The organism is Pseudomonas sp. CFBP 5748 (assembly GCF_053850495.1).
On sequence record NZ_JBSPTN010000003.1, the window covers coordinates 39,180 to 55,312 of the forward strand.

Consider the following 16,133-nt stretch of genomic DNA (forward strand, 5'->3'; position numbering starts at 1 on the left):
CACACCCAAAGTCTCGCGCCCGGCGCCATCAGAGTCTTACACCCAAACTGCCGCACCGGGCCGGCGCCTCCAAAGCATCCGCCAATTGCCTCCAAGGCAGCGTATGACGCGGCCTGTGGCCTTTCGATAATCGCCTCCGACATCCAGTCCCCTGTTGCGGAGCGCGCCATGCACAACAATAAAAATACCCGCCAACGTTTTTTACCTGCGGTCATCGCCGGTCTTTCGACCCTGGGCCTGACGCCTTGGGCCCAGGCCGAAATCATGCTGTACGACAAGGACCAGACCACTTTCTCCACTGACGGTTACATCAACGCCTTTTACGTCAACAGCGACGTGGACCGGGCAGGGGAGCAGTTCGACCGTCGGCAGGCGCGGGTCAAGATGGGTTTCTTGCCCAACTACCTGGGCTTCAACATGGGCAAGCAGGTCGATGACCTCAAGCTCGGCGCCCGTGCCTCGTTCTGGGTGACCATCAACGACAGCGAAACCAACGGCACCGACACCGCCATCGACGTGCGGCAGTTCTACGGCACCGTCGCCAACCCGGAGTGGGGCGAGGTGTTGATCGGCAAGGACTTCGGCCTGTTCGCCCGCTCCAACATCCTGCTCGATGAACTGTTGGCCGGTTACGGCCAGGTCAGCGACACCTTGGGCCTGGTGGACGGCGGTGGCGTGTCATTCGGCAACATCGGCAGCGGCTACCCTTATCCGTTCCCGACTTCGCAGATCACTTACCGCACTCCGGTGATGGACGGCTTGCGAGTCGCAGTGGGCATCATGGATCCGGTGGACACCAACGACAGCAGCGCCACCGGCAAGGCCTACCAGGAAAACCCGCGCACCGAGAGTGAGATCACCTACCAGTTCGACCTCGCCGGGGCGAAGATCTACAGCTGGCTCAACGGCAGCTACCAGACCTCGGACAACACCGACTCCACTGTCGAATCGGTCACCTCCAAAGGCCTGGGTTATGGCGTCCAGGCGAAGATGGGCGGGCTGTCACTCACCGGTTCCGGGTTCCAGGCCAAGGGCATCAACCCGTTCTTCACTAACAACGCCGGTGAAGCGACGTTGCGCAACGTCGACAGCACGGGTTACCTGTTGCAGGGCTCTTATAAACTGGGCAAGAACCGCCTGGCGCTGTCCTACGGCAAGACCGAGGACGACGGCAATGGCGTGGTGGGCAGCGGCGCCGATTACGAAACCCGTGGTATCGCGCTGTTCCATGACATCAACGACAACCTCAAGCTCGTGGCCGAATACAACCAGTTCGAAATCAACGGTCACGACACCAGCGCGCAGAATGAAGACACAGATACCTTTGCGGTGGGGGCGGTGTTGACCTGGTAAAGGCGATTCCCCATCCCTCGCCACAAAAAAGCATTCCCGAGCAAGCCTGAAGTGTTTTTGTGGTGGCCCCAGCCGTGCGCATCGCGGCCAGGGCCGCCACTGTTCTCCTCCCATGGGAGCCCCCACCCGCTACCCAAGTAGCATTCGTAGAGCGGACGCGGCTTCGTACACTCAAGGTTCCTATCACGCACCCGTCGGAGGCGAAGATGCTAAAGGCCCAGAGCGAAGGTGTGGTGAGCGCCATGTCCCAGGCCACGGACGTCCAGCAGGTGGCCCAGGAGCTGGCGCGACAGTTGTTGCACCCGCACCTGGGCTTCGTGCTGTTCTTCTGTTCCGCCGAATACAACTTACCGGCCCTCGGCCAGGCGCTGTCCCAAAGCTTCGGCGGGATTCGCCTGGTGGGTTGCACCAGCGCCGGGGAAATCACCACCCTGGGTTATGGCCGCAACTGCGTGACGGCGGTGGGCTTCGATCACCGGCATTTTTCCATCGCCGCCGAGCTGATCGGCGAAATGGAACACTTCAGCCTGATCGACGCCCAGCAAATGGTCGAGCGATTGGCGAGCGGTTGCCGCAGCAACGCCCTGGCACCGATCAAGGGCCACAGTTTCGCCTTGACCCTGCTCGACGGCCTGTCCAGCCGCGAGGAAATGGTCCTGGCCGCCTTGAGCGCCGCACTCGGGGATATCCCGCATTTCGGCGGTTCCGCCGGTGACGATAATTACCTGACCCACACCCATGTGTACTTCGAAGGCCAGTTCCACAGCGGCGCGGCCGTGGTGCTGCTGATCAATACCTGGCTGGAGTTCGAAGTGTTCACTACCCATCACATCCTGCCGCGAGAGGAAAAACTGGTGGTGACCGGCGCTGACAGCGCTTCACGACGGGTCTATGAACTCAACGCCGAGCCCGCCGCCGAGGAATACGCCCGGCACATCGGCGTGCCGGTGAGCGCACTCGACTATCGGGTCTTCGCCGCCCACCCGCTGGCGGTGCGCATCAATGACCAGTACTACGTGCGGGCCATCCAGCAGGTGCACCCGGACCTGAGCCTGAGCTTCTACTGTGCGGTGGAGAACGGCATCGTCCTTACCGCGATGACTCCGGGCCCCTTGCTGGACAACCTGCAAAACCTGTTCGACGGCTTGCAGGCACGCCTCGGCGACTTGCTGCTGACCATCGGCTGTGACTGTTTCCTCCGACGCCTGGAGCTGGAAGACCGTGGCGGCCTGGAGCAGATCGGCCAGTTCCTGCGCGAACAACGGGTGATGGGTTTCAACACCTATGGAGAACAGTTCAATGGCATGCACATCAACCAGACCTTCACCGGAGTTGCCATTGCCCGCCATCGCGTCCCCGGCCATCGCTGAGCTGCAGGCGCAGATCGCCAGCCTGCAGCATGAAAACAACAAGCTGCGGCGGATCAACGCTGCGCTGATCGAACGGGTGGAGTCCGGCGTGACCCGGGGCAATGACCCGTATGCGGCGTTCCAGCATTCGGTGGTATTGGCCGAGCAGGTTCGCGAGCGCACCGACGCGCTAAACCAGGCGATGGCCGAACTCAAGGCCGGCAATCACTTGCTGGGCGAGGCGCGGCTGCGGGCGGAAACCGCCCATCGACATTTGATCGACGCCATCGAGAGCATTTCCGATGCATTTGTGCTGTTTGATGAGCAGCAACGCATCGTCCTGTTCAACAGCCGCTTCAAGGCGTTCTGGGCCAACAGCCGGGTCCGCATCATCGCCGGGATGCGCCTGTCGCAGGTCAAGCGCTTGATGACCGCCAACGGTTTGTTCAGCGAAGAACCCCGTGGGCAGGCCGATGAGCATGTGTTGTACCGCTTGCAGAACGGTCGCTGGCTGCAAGTCAGCGAGCGGCCGACCCAGGAAGGCGGGCGGGTGATCCTGTTTACCGACATCACCGACGTCAAGCTCAGCGAAACCGTGCGCCGCGAGCAGGCCATCGCGCAGAAATCCCACTTGTTGCAACGGGCGGTGGACAACCTGTCCCAGGGCGTGGCGATGGTCAACGCCCAAGGCGTGCTGGAACTGTGGAACCGGCGGTTCCTGGAACTCAGTGGCCTGGCGCCGGTGGCGGCCCATCGGTCGTTCAGCGAGGTCATCGCCGACAGCGAACTGCACCTGCTGACCCCGGCCAGTCGCGACAGCAATGGGCGGCTGATTCACGAATGCGAACAGCGCCTCTCCGATGGCCGGGTCCTGGAGATTCGCACTCATCCGCTGCCCACCGGCGGTTACGTCAACACCTTCACCGACATCACCGAGCGCTACCAACACGCTGAGGCCCTGAGCGAAAGCGAGCGCTGGATCCGCCTGATCACCGACCATGTGCCGGCGCTGATTGCCTACCTCAACGCCGATCTGGTCTACGAATTCACCAACAAGGTCTACGAACAATGGTACTGCTGGCCGCGCGGCGTGATGCTCGGCCAGAGCTTGCGCGAGGCCCACAGCGAGCAGCATTACCAACGCCTGGAGGCCTACGTGGCCCGGGCCTTGGCCGGTGAGAGCGTGACGTTCGAGTTCGCCGAAACCAACATCAACAACCAGGAACGCTACATGTTGCGTTCCTATGTGCCCAACCGGCTGGCCAATGGCGAGGTGGTGGGGATCTTCGTGCTGATCCGCGACATCACCGAACGTCGCCGCACCGCCGAAGCCTTGCACCAGGCTTATCAGAACCTGGAACAACGCGTGCAGGAACGCACCGCCGAACTCACCACTCTCAACGATCAGTTATTGCGCGAGATCGACGAGCGCAGCCGCGCGGAATTGCGCCTGCGGGAGGCCAAGCGCGAGGCTGAGCAGGCCAACCTGTCGAAAACCAAATTCCTCGCGGCCGTCAGCCACGACCTGTTGCAACCGCTCAACGCCGCGCGGCTGTTCACCAGCGCTTTGCTCGAGCGCCGCGAGCCGGTGGCGAACGCGCAACTGGTGCGCAACGTCAGCCATTCGCTGCAGGACGTGGAAAACCTGCTGGGCACCCTGGTGGACATTTCCAAGCTCGACGCCGGGGTGATCAAGGCCGATATTGCCCCGTTCGCCCTCAGCGAATTGCTCGACAACCTGGCCGCCGAATACGCCGAGGTCGCCCGCAGCGAAGGGCTGGAACTGCGCTTTGTGCCTTGCTCGGCCCTGGTCCGGAGCGACATTCAGTTGTTGGCGCGGATCCTGCGCAACCTGCTCAGCAATGCCATTCGCTACACCGATAGCGGTCGGGTAGTGCTGGGATGCCGGCGGCAGGGGCAACGGCTGTCTATCCAGGTCTGGGACAGCGGCATAGGCATCGCCGAGAACCGCCTGGAGGAAATTTTCCAGGAGTTCAAGCGCGGCGACGTGCAGCGCCCGGACCAGGACCGAGGCTTGGGCTTGGGGCTGGCGATTGTCGAGAAGATCGCCGGGATCCTCGGGCACCGGATCCAGGTTCGCTCATGGCCGGGCAAGGGTTCGATGTTCGCCATCGAAGTGCCCCTCAGCGCCACCGCGCCCAAGCCGTTGCCGTGCCTGGACATGAGCGAACCGATGCTCGAGCGCTTGCGTGGAGCGCGGGTCTGGGTGCTGGATAACGACGCGGCGATCTGCGCAGGCATGCGGACCTTGTTGGAGGGCTGGGGTTGCCGGGTGGTCACCGCGTTGTCGGAGCAGGACCTGGCCCGCCAGGTGGACAACTACCATGCCGAGGCGGACCTGCTGATCGCCGACTATCACCTGGACAACGAGCAGAACGGTGTCGACGCCGTGGCCCGGATCAACGCCCGCCGTACTTCAGCGATCCCGGCCATGATGATCACCGCCAACTACAGCAACGAACTCAAGCAGCAGATCCGCGAACTGGGCCATACCCTGATGCACAAGCCAGTGCGGCCGATGAAGTTGAAGATTGCGATGAGTCATTTGCTGGGTCAGTCCCAGAACCATTAAGCCGAACGGCTGTGTGGAAGCAAAGCTTGCTTGCGATACAGGCGCCTCGGTTCCCTGGAAGACCGCGCCATCTTCATCGCGAGCAAGCTTTGCTCCCACAGCTATGGTGTGGTGCCTTTCACCGCCGCAAATAAGCCCCGAAATCAATATCCCCGGCACTGAGGATCGCCTGCACCCGGTTGTGCACATTGAGTTTGCGCAGGATGGCCGAGACGTGGGCCTTGACCGTGGTTTCGGCGATATCCAGCGTATAGGCGATCTGCTTGTTCGACTCGCCTTTGGTCATGCGTTCAAGCACCAGCAGCTGCTTGCGGGTCAGGGCCTGGAGCAATTCCGGTGGGAAGCTCGGGTTTTCGTTCAGGCGCCGGCCCATCGGGCTTTTTTGCGTGCGAATGATGTCGGGCGGCAGGTACACGTTGCCGTTGAGAATCTGCTCGATGGCGTCGGTCATCTGCGAACGTGGAGAGGATTTGGTGATGAAGCCCACCGCGCCATAGGTGATGGCCTGCAAGACCACCTGCTTGTCCTGCTCGGCGGAGACGATCACCACCGGGATGGTTGGCGCCTCGTTGCGCAGATTGATCAGGCCATTGAGGCCGTGCATGCCAGGCATGTTCAGGTCCAGCAGGATCAGGTCCAGGTCGTCGTGCTCGCGGGTCAGCGCCAGGGCGCTGTCCAGGTCGGCGGTTTCCATCACCTCGCTGCCAGGAAAACCGTCGCTGATGACGTTGTGGATGGCTTCGCGAAACAGTGGGTGATCGTCGGCTATCAGGATTTTATACATGGCCATTCACCTCGTTATTGTATGGGCAGGGCTGTTGCGTGCACTTCTTGCAAATCAGGGAAAGGGTTCGGGCCGGGCCGCTTGCAGGGGCAGGTTGGCCGTCTCCCAGGCATCGAGGCCATCGCGATACCAATACACATGCTTATAGCCCATGGCAGCGGCGCGTTTTACCGCGTTCCAGCTCAACCAGCAATCCGAGCGGCAATAGAAGACCAGCGGTTGATCCGCGCGCCCGGCGGTGGCCTTGCGCAGATGATAGGTGAAGTACTCCTGCCAGGTCGGGTCGAGATCACCGTCGCCGGTATTGGCCAGCCACAGGCTGCCGGGAAGGTTGGCGTGGGGCTCATTGTCGATGAACTGTCCCTGGACCCAGGGCCGACGGTAGACGTCGATCAGCACCGGGCGCGGCGATTGTCCGAGCAGTTGTTGCAAGGCTTGTGTGTCGAGCGTCCGTGCGCCGTCCACCGCTACGGGTGTCGGGCTACGGTAAAGGGCGATACGGTATCCCTGCGGGGAAAACAGCGGGGTGTCGGCCTGTGCGACATTCAGCGCCAGGCCCAGCAAGATGATCGCCAGCAAACGGGGCATAGGAATTTATCCTTTTTGTTATGCGCCCATTACATGCCAGGGTCGAGGTCTTGTGAATGCGACCATAGACAGGAAAACCAGTACTAAAGTCGTAATTTGAGACGATGGATCCTGCACAGCCCCCACAGGAATCCATCCACCAGGGAAGACGTGTGTGGGCTGGATCAGTTCGCCTTACGCAACGCCGCATGCTGCGGATTGAACGTCCACACCGCCAGCAGCGCGAACACCAGGGTCAAGCCTACGCACACCGCCATCGCCAACAGGTTGAACTGCTCATACAAGGCAAAACGCACCAATTCCACCCCGTGGGTGAATGGGTTCACCGCGCACAGCCAATACAGCCAGGGGCTGGCCTCGAGCATTTTCCACAGTGGGTACAGCGCCGAGGACAGGAAGAACATCGGGAAGATCACGAAATTCATCACCCCGGCGAAGTTTTCCAACTGCCGGATGGCGTTGGACAGCAACAAACCCAGGGCGCTGAGCATCAGGGCCACCAGCAGCAGGGCCGGCAGGGCGAGCAACAGGCCCATGGTCGGCGGCTGGATGCCGTACAGCCAGGCAATCGCGAGAAAGGCGTAGACCTGCAACAGCGAGATCAGCGAGGTCGCCAACAACTTGCTTGCCAGCAGAAAAGCCCGGGGCAGGGGGCTGGTCAACAGCACGCGCATGCTGCCCATTTCCCGGTCGTAGACCATCGACAGCGAACCTTGCATGCCGTTGAACAGCAGGATCATGCAGGCCAGTCCGGGCACGATATACACCTCGTAGGGAATGTAGGTGTCATAGGGCGCGATGATGGCGATGCCCAGCGCTGCGCGAAAGCCGGCAGCGAACACCAGCAACCACAGCAGCGGCCGCACCAGGGCACTGAGCAACCGCGTGCGTTGCAACACAAAGCGCAGCCATTCGCGCGTCACGATGCCACTGAAACAATGCCAGTACGCGCTCATGAATGGACTCCCGAGGCGGTCAAGTGGGTGAAGGCCGAGCCAAGGCTGCCGCCGTGTTCCAGGCTAACGGCATCGGCGCGGCCACTGGCGACCAGCCGCCCCTGGTGCACAATCAACAGGTTGTCGCTGGGCCGCACTTCGTCCAACAGATGAGTGGTCCACAGCACGCTGATACCGTGTTCCTGGCACAGTTGCCGCACGTGCAGCCCCAGGGCCAGGCGGCTGGCCGGATCCAGGCCGACGCTGGGCTCGTCCAGCAGCAACAGGCGCGGTTCATGCAACAGGGCCCGGGCGATTTCCACCCGGCGCCGATGGCCACCGTTGAGGTCGCGCACCCGCTCGTGGCGTCGCTCTGTCAGGTGCTGGCGGGCCAATTCGGCGTCGATTCGAATGCTGCCTTGGTGTCGCGACAAGCCATGCAATGCAACGTGATAACGCAGGTTCTGCTCGACACTCAGGTCCAGGTCCAGGGTGCTCTGCTGGAAAACCACGCCCAACTGGCGCAACGCCGCTCGTGGTGATTTCTGCAGGGAATGACCGCCGACCAGAATGTCGCCGCATTGCACGTCGTACAGGCGCGTAAGCAGGGCAATCAGTGTCGACTTGCCAGCCCCATTGGGGCCCAGCAGCGCAGCAAATCCCCCGACGGGCAAGCCGAAGCTCACCTGCTTGAGGGCTTCACGCGCGCCGTAGGCGAAGCTCAAGTCACTGACTTGTAGTGCGTTCATGGCGTGACCACCACGCCCCAGGGATAACGCCCGACCTTCACCGACTTGAGCACTTTGCGACGCTCGATGTCGATCACCGAGACATCGCCGCTCACGCCATTGGTTGCCAGTAGCTGGCGTTGGTCCGGGGTGAACGCCAGTTGCCAGACACGGCGGCCCACCAACAGATAATCCAGCACTTCAAAGGTCTTGGCGTCGATGACCGCCACATGATTGGCCGGGCCCAGGGCGACAAACGCAAGCTTGCCGTCGGCGCTGAGCTTGATACCCACCGGTTGTACTTTGTCCGGGTGCACGCCTTTGATCTGGAATGTCAGGGTCTTGAGGGGCTTGCGCGTGGCGACGTCGAGAATCGTCAAGGTACCGCCGATCTCCGCCGATGCCCACAGTTGGGCCCCGTCGTGGCTGAACTCAACGAAACGTGGGCGCTGATCCACCAGCGTATTGTCGGCCAAGGTCTGGGTGCTGGTGTCGATCCAGTGCAGCATGTTCGTGGTTTCACTGGTGTTGACCGCCCACTTGCCATCGGGGCTGACGGCCATGCCTTCGGGCTCGACACCCACACCGATCTGGCCCAGCACTTCGGAGGTCTGGGTATCGATCACCGTGACCAAGGCGTCGTCTTCGTTGGACACGTAGAGCCAGCGGTCGTTGGGGTGCAGGGCGAACTGCTCGGGGTCTTTGCCGGAGGGCAGTTCCTTGATGATCTTGCGGGTAGCCACGTCCATCACCTGGACTCGGTCTGAATCACTGGCGCAGATGTACAGCAGGCGATTGTCGTGGGACAGCAGCAAACCTCGGGGGCGCTGGCCCACCGCCAGGGTGTCGATGACTTCCAGGCTTTGCATGTCGATCAGGCTCAGGCTGTTGTCTTTCTCGTTAGAGACCCAGGCAATACTGGCGGCGGCCGGGCCGGCGACAAGCAGCGCAGCGCCGAGGGCGAGGGTTTGGCAGAGCAGGGCCGGGCGGAGGAGGCGGCGCATGGCGGTTTTCCTTATTGTTGTTATCGATCAGGGGTAACGGCAGCTCACTTCGGGCTGGTCGTAGCCCAGGCTGTCCATCTCATTGGAAGGGTGCAGAAATCCGTCCTGGGGTGAGGTGCTGACCAGTGCCCGGGGTTGAACCAGGGGAATCGGTTGACGCAGTTGGCCGTTCCACGGCCGGTAGCTGAGCTTGCGGCCCTTGAAGCCATCCAGCGGCAACTGGTCGCTGAGGGCCAGTTGGCGAATGGCGAGCGGCTCGGCCTGGCGCAGTTTGCCCACGGCGCTGGCGATGCTGCGCACGGCGATCCAGGCGGCGAAGTCGCGGTCATTCATCCAGCGTCCGGCCAGGGCTTCGAAGCGCTTTTGCAACTGCGCCGCGCCGTAGGTTTCCACGGTCTTGTGCCAACCGGTGGGGGTCAGCCCCTGCGTGCCGGCCACCGGGCGTGGGTACCAGGTTTGATAGGGCACGTATTCGCCGAAGTCGCCACGTTCATCGGCGACCAGCACCACGTCGTACTCGGCGGTTTGGGTGAACAGCGGCATGTCGGCCTGGGCGCTGCGGCGTTGGTCGTTGTCCAATTGCCAGTTTTTTTCCGCGACGATCTTCAGACCAAAGCGCTTCATGGCCCGGCGCAGCGCGGCGGCGTAGGCCTGGTCCTCGGGCGTTTGGCCGACGATCAGCAAGGCCCGCTGCCACTTGCGCACCACGCTGAACTGCACCAGGGCATCGGCGAGCATGGCCCGGTCGGGCAGGCTGTGCAGCACGTTGCCCAGGCAGTCGGTGGTGCGCAGGCTGTCGTCGGGGCTGCCGGCGTTGAACAGCAGGCTGTCGGGCAGGGCGGCGCTGAGCTGGCGCAGGCTCGCGGCCGGGGCATTGACCACAAATAACCGCAGGCCTTGGTCATATTGGGTGCGGGCGGCTTGAAGCAGCGCTTCGGGGCTGTCGACGCTGGCGCTTTCCAGGCGGTAGTCGTGCTTGAGAAAGCGTCCGGTGCTGTTGCTGTCGATGATCGCCAGCTCAGCCCCGCGCAGGCCGGCGTCGGCCGGTTCGGCAATGACGTTGGACAGCAGCGGCCCCGGGTCGGGGCGATACCCCAGATAGCCGATGCGCACTTGCAACGGCGCCTCGTCGCCCGCCTGGACGATGCTTGGCAGCCAACCACTGACGACCGCCAGCAGAGGGATCAAGGCGTAACTGAGAAGCCTGCGCATACCACCTCCATTGCGGGTAGCGCCAGCATAGGAAGCCCTTGGTCGCGGGGAAATATGCAGAAAGTACCGCCGGGCCAGTACCAAGGTAGTAACCCACCGCCGGAGTTGGGGTTTTACGATGCAGGCAATCGTCATTCACCAGGAGCGGACAGACTGTGCGGATTCTCAAAGCCCTGCTGCTGCCGTTGCTGCTGATCCTGAGTCTGATCGGGGTTGACCGGTTGGTCGGTAAACACAAAACCAGCAAACACCCGCTCCCACAGGAAGTGAGTGTCAGCCCGCAAACAGGCCGCTAACCATGTCCGCTCTCTGGCGAATCAATCTCTGGGTAACGGCGTTTTTCGCCCTGGTCACCCTGGCCTGCGCGGTCTTGTTGCTGCATCAGGCCATGGCCGATGTGAAACGCGAACTGCAATCGGCCGAATCGGTGGTGCATTACTTGCGCGAAACCGCCGAGCGCGACCCGGCCAGTCTTCAGCAGCGGCTGACCGGCAGCCTGCGTCATGTGCGCGTCCGTTGGCTGGCACCGGGGGAACTGTTCCCGGTGGATGTCGAAAGTGGGGTGAAAGCCTGGCTTGGCCGGCGGTTGCTGGATGACGGCCCCGCCGCTCAGGTGGTGGATTTACCGGACGGTCGGCGGGCCTTGATCGCCGTCGATCCCCGGGATGAAATCGAGGAAGTCTTCGACTCATTGGTGCAATTGTTGGGCGTATGCGCCTTCGCGCTGCTGCTCAGCTTGCTGGTGATTCGCTGGGCGGTGCGTCGGGGCATGTACTTGCTGGATGAGTTGCTGCAGGCGCTGCGTCAGGTCTCCGCCGGGAACCTTCAGGTGCATTTGCCGGCTGAAGGCGTCCCCGAAGCGCAACAACTGGCGGGGCATTTCAACCGCATGACCGCCGCCCTGGCCCAGTCCCAGGCTGATAACACCCGGCTGACCCAGGCCTTGCTGGCCGTGCAGGAACAGGAGCGCACTCGCCTGGCCCAGACCCTGCACGATGACCTGGGCCAGTACGTGGCCGGCATTCGCGCCCGCGCCTGCCTGTTGCGCCTGGTGATCGACCAGCCGCCGGCGTTGGAGCAGACCGTCAGCCAGCTCGAAGAGCATTGCGAGCATTTGCAGAAGGGTTTTCGAGCGCTGGTGCATGACCTGTACCCGGTGGTGTTGCAGCACCTGCCATTGTGCGAGGCCATCGGGCTCTTGGCCGAGCAATGGCAGGAGACCCAGGGCATTGCCTGTCAGCTGCACATCGACCAAGCGCTGCCGCCATTGTCCGGGCCGGACAAGACTCATCTGTATCGCTTGTTGCAGGAAGCACTGACCAACGTTGCCCGGCATGCCGGCGCCAGTGAGGTGCGGATCCGCGTGCAACACCGCGCCGGGCGCCTGCGCTTGTTGGTACGTGACAACGGCCGTGGCGCGGCGCAACCCGCACGCGCTGGCGTTGGCTTGCACTCGATGGCTGAAAGGGCCCGCAGCCTGGGCGGTGAACTGCGCATCATCAGCCAGCCTGGCGCCGGTTGGGCGTTGGCCTTGAATATACCTCTGGAGGCGTGATGAACATTTTGTTGGTGGACGACCATGCGGTGGTTCGGCAGGGTTATGCCGGTCTGTTGCGGGCACTGATGCCGGACTTGCAAGTCCGGGAAGCGGCCACGGGCGAAGAGGCGTTGAGCCTGGTCCAGGAGCAGGTGCCGCACCTGGTGATCATGGACTTCGGCCTGCCCGGTATCAGCGGCCTGGAAACTACCCGGCGCTTGCGCCAGCGCCTGCCGCAACTGCGGGTGTTGTTCTTCAGCATGCACGATGAGCTGCCGTTGGTGCGCCAGGCGCTGGATGCCGGTGCCGCGGGTTACCTGACCAAGAACTCGGCACCCCAGGTGCTGGTGGAAGCGGTGCGGCGAGTGTTGGCCGGGCATGTCTACATCGAACAATCCCTGGCCACGCAACTGGCCTGCGCCAGCTCCCGGCACAACGCCGACCCGCGCTTGCAATGCATGACCCAACGCGAGCTGGAGATTTTCGTCATGCTCGCCAAGGGCACCCCCGCACGCACCATCGCCGAACAACTGTGTATCAGCGCCAAGACCGTGTCCAACCACCTCACACTGCTCAAGAGCAAGTTGCAGGTCAGCTCCCATGCCGAGCTGGTGCACCTGGGGATTGATATGGGGGTGGTGCGGGTGGCTGGCTGAAATGACGGAGCGTAGGAACGATCAGGTCCTCACTGATCCCAGGATGTTGGGCATCCGGTACAGCCTTGCATATTCGCACCCTGGAAATTCCCATAGTGCTGGCGTGAACCGCTCAGATTGGCCTGTTCCAGGTTGCTTTCGCCGAGCTTGGCTTCCTGCAGGTTGGCGTCGCGCAGGTCGGCGCCCTTGAGGTCTGCCTTGCTCAGCCAGGCCATTTCCAGGTCGGCGGCCTGCAGGTTGGCATTGTGCAAACGAGCACCGGACAGGCGAGCGAACTGAAGGTACGCAGCGCTCAGGTCGGCCCGCTGGAACTGCGCGCCCTGGGCGAACAGGCCCCAACCCTGGATCGCCTTGAGCGTGGCGCCAGTGAAGTCTGCCAAGCGCAGATTGCTCTGTTGCAGGCTGGCACGGGTCAGGTTGGCGCTTTGCAGGCGGGCTTTTTCCAGATTGGCCAGGTCCAGCCGCGCGTGACGCAAGTCGGCATCGCGCAGGTCGGCACCGCTGAGGTTCATCTTGCGCAGGTCCTGGTTGGCCAGTTTTGCGCCGCGCAGGTCGGCGCCAGGGCATTGGCTGGATTCGGCGATGATGCAGCCGTTGATGGTCAGCGGTGTTTCGGTGTCGTCGGCGTTGGCATGGGCGATGATCGTGAGCAATACAAGCGGCAGATAGTTCATGGCAGGACACTCGGGCAGCTAATGTGGGGGCGAGCTTGCTCGCGATTGCGCCGGTTCAGCTGGCATTGATGTTGGCTGACAGCACGCTATCGCGAGCAAGCTCGCTCCCACAGGGGATTGTGTTTGGGCTCAGAGGCTATTTCTGCGCCGTTGCCTTATCCCAACTCGGAATCTTGAACACCCAGAACGAGCCGCCCTGGGCCACGGGTTTGGTCAGTTCGGCCATGTCGCCCCCCCACAACGGCACGGCGCCGCCGTAGCCGACGGTTACGCCGATGTACTGCTCACCGTCCTGTTCCCAGGTGATGGGCGGGGAGACGATGCCGCTGCCGGTCTGGAATTTCCACAGTTCCTGGCCGGTCTTGGCGTCGAAGGCCTTGAAGAAACCGTCGCCGGTGCCGGTGAACACCAGGTTGCCTTTGGTCGCCAGCACACCGGCCCAGAGCGGCAGCGGCTCCTTATGCTCCCAGACCACCTTGCCGGTGGTGGGGTTCATCGCCCGCAAGCTGCCGACGTGATCGTCGTACATGCGTTTGATGCGAAAGCCCATGCCCAGGTAGGCCGAGCCCTTCTTGTAGTTCACTTCTTCGGTCCAGTATTCCTCTTTCCACTGGTTGCCAGGGACGTAGAACAGCCCGGTATCCTGGCTGTAGGCCATGGGGTTCCAGTTCTTGCCGCCGAGAAATGGTGGCGAGACTTCCACCGGCTTGCCCTTGGTTTCACCCGGCAATGGCTTGGCCGGACGCTGACCGGGGTTTTCCACCGGGCGACCGGTCTTCAGGTCGATGTGGCTGGCCCAGGTGATGTTGTCGACGAAAGGGAAGGCGTTCTGCAGCTTGCCGTTGTTGCGGTCCACCACATAGAAGAAACCGTTGCGGTCCGCGTGGGCGGTGGCCTTGACCACCTTGCCGTCCTTGTCCTTGTAGTCGAACAGCACCAGCTCGTTGTTGCCGGAGAAGTCCCAGGCATCGTTAGGCGTGTGTTGGTAGAACCACTTCACTTCACCGGTGCTCGGATCGACGCCGACCTGGCCTGAGGTGTAGAGGCTGTCGTAATCGTGGGGGTTGCCGTCCTTGGCTGTGCGGGCCCAGGTGTTCCAAGGGCCTGGGTTGCCCGCGCCGACGATGATGGTGTTGGTCTCGGGGTCGAAACTGGCGCTCTGCCAAGGCGCGCCGCCGCCATGGCTCCAGGCTTCGACCTTGCCGGTCTCGGTGGTCTTGTCGTCAGGCCAGGACGGTGCCTTGACGTCCCCGGTCGGGGTGCTGTCTTTGCCATTGAGGCGGCCCATGTGGCCTTCGACGAAGGGGCGCATCCAGACTTCTTCACCAGTGTCCGGGTCGCGGGCGAACAACTGCCCGACCACCCCGAACTCGTCGCCGGAGCTGCCATGGATCAACAGCACCTTGCCGCTGGTCTTGTCCTTGATCAGCACCGGGGCGCCGGTCATGGTGTAGCCGCCGGCGTGGTCGCCGAACTTCTTGTTCCACACCACCTTGCCGGTGTTTTTATCCAGGGCGACCACGCGCGCGTCCAGAGTACCGAAGTAGATCTTGTCGCCGTAAATGGCCGCGCCACGATTGACCACGTCGCAGCATGGGCGAATGTTGTCCGGCAGGCGATGGCTGTAGGTCCACAAGCGTTTACCGGTCTTGGCGTCGAGGGCGAACACCCGCGAGTACGAGCCGGTGACGTACACCACGCCGTCGCTGACGATGGCTTGGGATTCCTGGCCACGCTGCTTCTCGTCGCCGAACGAGTAGGACCAGGCCGGTGTGAGCTTGAACACATTCTTGTCATTGACCTGGGCCAGCGGGCTCCAGCGCTGGGCGTTGGTGCCCATGCCGTATTGCAAGACATCCCGGGTGGTCAGGTGGTCGTTGGCGATGTCTTCCCAACTGACTCCTGGCGCTGCGGCGTTGGCCAAGGGGCTCAGCGACAGGCTGCCGGCCAGCAGCAAGGCGATGGTCAGGGCGGAGAGGGCGGGTAGCGTTTTTATTGTCATGGTGGGCATTCCCAGTGAGGTTTTGGCCCGACTAGGTTGGGTTGCGCCGGGCCTGGCCGATACGGAAAAAGTCCCGCCCTTGCCGGGAAGACTTCCCGAACCGCCTGTCTTTGCGACCCGCGCCGGATGACCCGCTACCAAGGGAGTAGAGCGCGGCCACCAAAGCAGCATTCGGCTGGCGCCAGGGGGTTCCTAAGATGACGGCACGGCTTCTTCACAGAGGCCCTGCGTGCAATCTGAGAGGGCATAACAATGACAACAAAACGCAACGCCATCATCGCTACCGCACTGCTGATGGGGCTGGCCGGCTCGGGCTCCGTGTGGGCCCATGGCAACGTAGTGCCCCAGGCAGTGGAAACCAAGGGGCTGACCCCGATCAAGGACACCAACCTGCCGCTGGACGGCGACGGTTGGGCAGCCCAGAACCCCTATCGCAGTTCGCCCGAGCGTGACAAGGCCGTGGAAATCGGCGCCTCGGCCTACAACCAGAACTGCGCGGCGTGCCATGGTCTGGAGGCCAAGTCTGGTGGTATCGCGCCGGACCTGCGCATGCTCGACGCGGCTGAAGCCGGGGATGAATGGTTCGTCGAACGCGTGCGGCACGGTGCGGTGCGCGACGGTCGGGTGTACATGCCGAAAATGGCCGACTACCTGAGCCAGGAAGCCTTGTGGGCGGTGCGTACCTATCTCGACAGCGTGCACGTCGAGGAGTGAGCGC

The 16,133-nt window shown here is 62.7% G+C and carries 15 protein-coding genes; 7 read left to right on the forward strand and 8 right to left on the reverse strand.

Annotation, left to right across the window (positions count from 1 at the left end; genetic code table 11):
- Nucleotides 1-168 precede the first annotated feature (168 nt).
- From ACWNZ1_RS07890 to nahK, 3 genes are all read left to right on the forward strand, one after another.
- Nucleotides 169-1,353 (forward strand): porin, encoded by a 1,185-nt coding sequence (locus ACWNZ1_RS07890; RefSeq protein ID WP_135845337.1) that lies wholly within the window; start codon nucleotides 169-171, stop codon nucleotides 1,351-1,353.
- Between the two features lie 206 nt (nucleotides 1,354-1,559).
- On the forward strand, nucleotides 1,560-2,723 hold the full coding sequence (nosP, locus tag ACWNZ1_RS07895; RefSeq protein ID WP_256452828.1) for a nitric oxide-sensing protein NosP: 1,164 nt from the start codon (nucleotides 1,560-1,562) through the stop codon (nucleotides 2,721-2,723).
- Nucleotides 2,653-5,295 carry a hybrid sensor histidine kinase/response regulator NahK/ErcS' gene (gene nahK / locus ACWNZ1_RS07900; RefSeq protein WP_135845339.1) on the forward strand — a complete coding sequence of 881 codons (2,643 nt, stop codon included), beginning with the start codon at nucleotides 2,653-2,655 and terminating at the stop codon, nucleotides 5,293-5,295. Before nosP ends, nahK begins: the two co-directional genes overlap by 71 nt.
- Nucleotides 5,296-5,413: 118 nt before the next feature.
- On the opposite strand, the gene ACWNZ1_RS07905 is transcribed toward nahK, so the two are convergent.
- The 6 genes from ACWNZ1_RS07905 to ACWNZ1_RS07930 form a co-directional block, all read right to left on the reverse strand.
- The gene (locus ACWNZ1_RS07905; RefSeq protein WP_135845340.1) at nucleotides 5,414-6,079 is read right to left on the reverse strand and encodes a response regulator transcription factor; all 666 of its coding nucleotides are present in this window, start codon (nucleotides 6,077-6,079) and stop codon (nucleotides 5,414-5,416) included.
- Nucleotides 6,080-6,133: 54 nt separating this feature from the next.
- Entirely contained in the window at nucleotides 6,134-6,667 is a 534-nt protein-coding gene (locus ACWNZ1_RS07910) for a PQQ-dependent catabolism-associated CXXCW motif protein (protein WP_135845341.1), read from the reverse strand.
- Between the two features lie 164 nt (nucleotides 6,668-6,831).
- Nucleotides 6,832-7,623, reverse strand: a complete 792-nt coding sequence (locus ACWNZ1_RS07915) for an ABC transporter permease (RefSeq protein ID WP_135845342.1) — start codon at nucleotides 7,621-7,623, stop codon at nucleotides 6,832-6,834.
- On the reverse strand, nucleotides 7,620-8,351 hold the full coding sequence (locus ACWNZ1_RS07920) for an ABC transporter ATP-binding protein (RefSeq protein ID WP_135845343.1): 732 nt from the start codon (nucleotides 8,349-8,351) through the stop codon (nucleotides 7,620-7,622). Before ACWNZ1_RS07920 ends, ACWNZ1_RS07915 begins: the two co-directional genes overlap by 4 nt.
- Complete coding sequence (locus ACWNZ1_RS07925) at nucleotides 8,348-9,334, reverse strand: YVTN family beta-propeller repeat protein (RefSeq protein WP_135845344.1); 987 nt, start codon at nucleotides 9,332-9,334, stop codon at nucleotides 8,348-8,350. Before ACWNZ1_RS07925 ends, ACWNZ1_RS07920 begins: the two co-directional genes overlap by 4 nt.
- 27 nt (nucleotides 9,335-9,361) lie before the next feature.
- Nucleotides 9,362-10,546, reverse strand: a complete 1,185-nt coding sequence (locus ACWNZ1_RS07930; protein WP_256452830.1) for an ABC transporter substrate-binding protein — start codon at nucleotides 10,544-10,546, stop codon at nucleotides 9,362-9,364.
- A gap of 155 nt (nucleotides 10,547-10,701) precedes the next feature.
- On the opposite strand from ACWNZ1_RS07930, the gene ACWNZ1_RS07935 reads away from it, so the two are divergent.
- From ACWNZ1_RS07935 to ACWNZ1_RS07945, 3 genes are read left to right on the forward strand one after another with little or no spacing between them, the layout of a single operon-like run.
- Nucleotides 10,702-10,842, forward strand: a complete 141-nt coding sequence (locus ACWNZ1_RS07935; protein WP_158296354.1) for a hypothetical protein — start codon at nucleotides 10,702-10,704, stop codon at nucleotides 10,840-10,842.
- 2 nt (nucleotides 10,843-10,844) lie between these two features.
- Nucleotides 10,845-12,101: a HAMP domain-containing sensor histidine kinase gene (locus ACWNZ1_RS07940; protein ID WP_135845346.1), complete on the forward strand. Its 1,257-nt coding sequence runs from the start codon at nucleotides 10,845-10,847 to the stop codon at nucleotides 12,099-12,101.
- On the forward strand, nucleotides 12,101-12,739 hold the full coding sequence (locus tag ACWNZ1_RS07945) for a response regulator (protein ID WP_265073082.1): 639 nt from the start codon (nucleotides 12,101-12,103) through the stop codon (nucleotides 12,737-12,739). Before ACWNZ1_RS07940 ends, ACWNZ1_RS07945 begins: the two co-directional genes overlap by 1 nt.
- Before the next feature lie 29 nt (nucleotides 12,740-12,768).
- Here ACWNZ1_RS07945 and ACWNZ1_RS07950 read toward each other — a convergent pair whose 3' ends face one another.
- Together ACWNZ1_RS07950 and exaA are read right to left on the reverse strand one after the other, a co-directional pair.
- Entirely contained in the window at nucleotides 12,769-13,413 is a 645-nt protein-coding gene (locus tag ACWNZ1_RS07950; protein ID WP_135845348.1) for a pentapeptide repeat-containing protein, read from the reverse strand.
- A gap of 136 nt (nucleotides 13,414-13,549) precedes the next feature.
- On the reverse strand, nucleotides 13,550-15,415 hold the full coding sequence (gene exaA / locus ACWNZ1_RS07955) for a quinoprotein ethanol dehydrogenase (RefSeq protein ID WP_135845349.1): 1,866 nt from the start codon (nucleotides 15,413-15,415) through the stop codon (nucleotides 13,550-13,552).
- Nucleotides 15,416-15,667: 252 nt separating this feature from the next.
- Between exaA and pedF the strand changes: the two genes are divergently transcribed.
- Entirely contained in the window at nucleotides 15,668-16,129 is a 462-nt protein-coding gene (gene pedF, locus ACWNZ1_RS07960; protein ID WP_135845350.1) for a cytochrome c-550 PedF, read from the forward strand.
- Nucleotides 16,130-16,133: the final 4 nt, after the last annotated feature.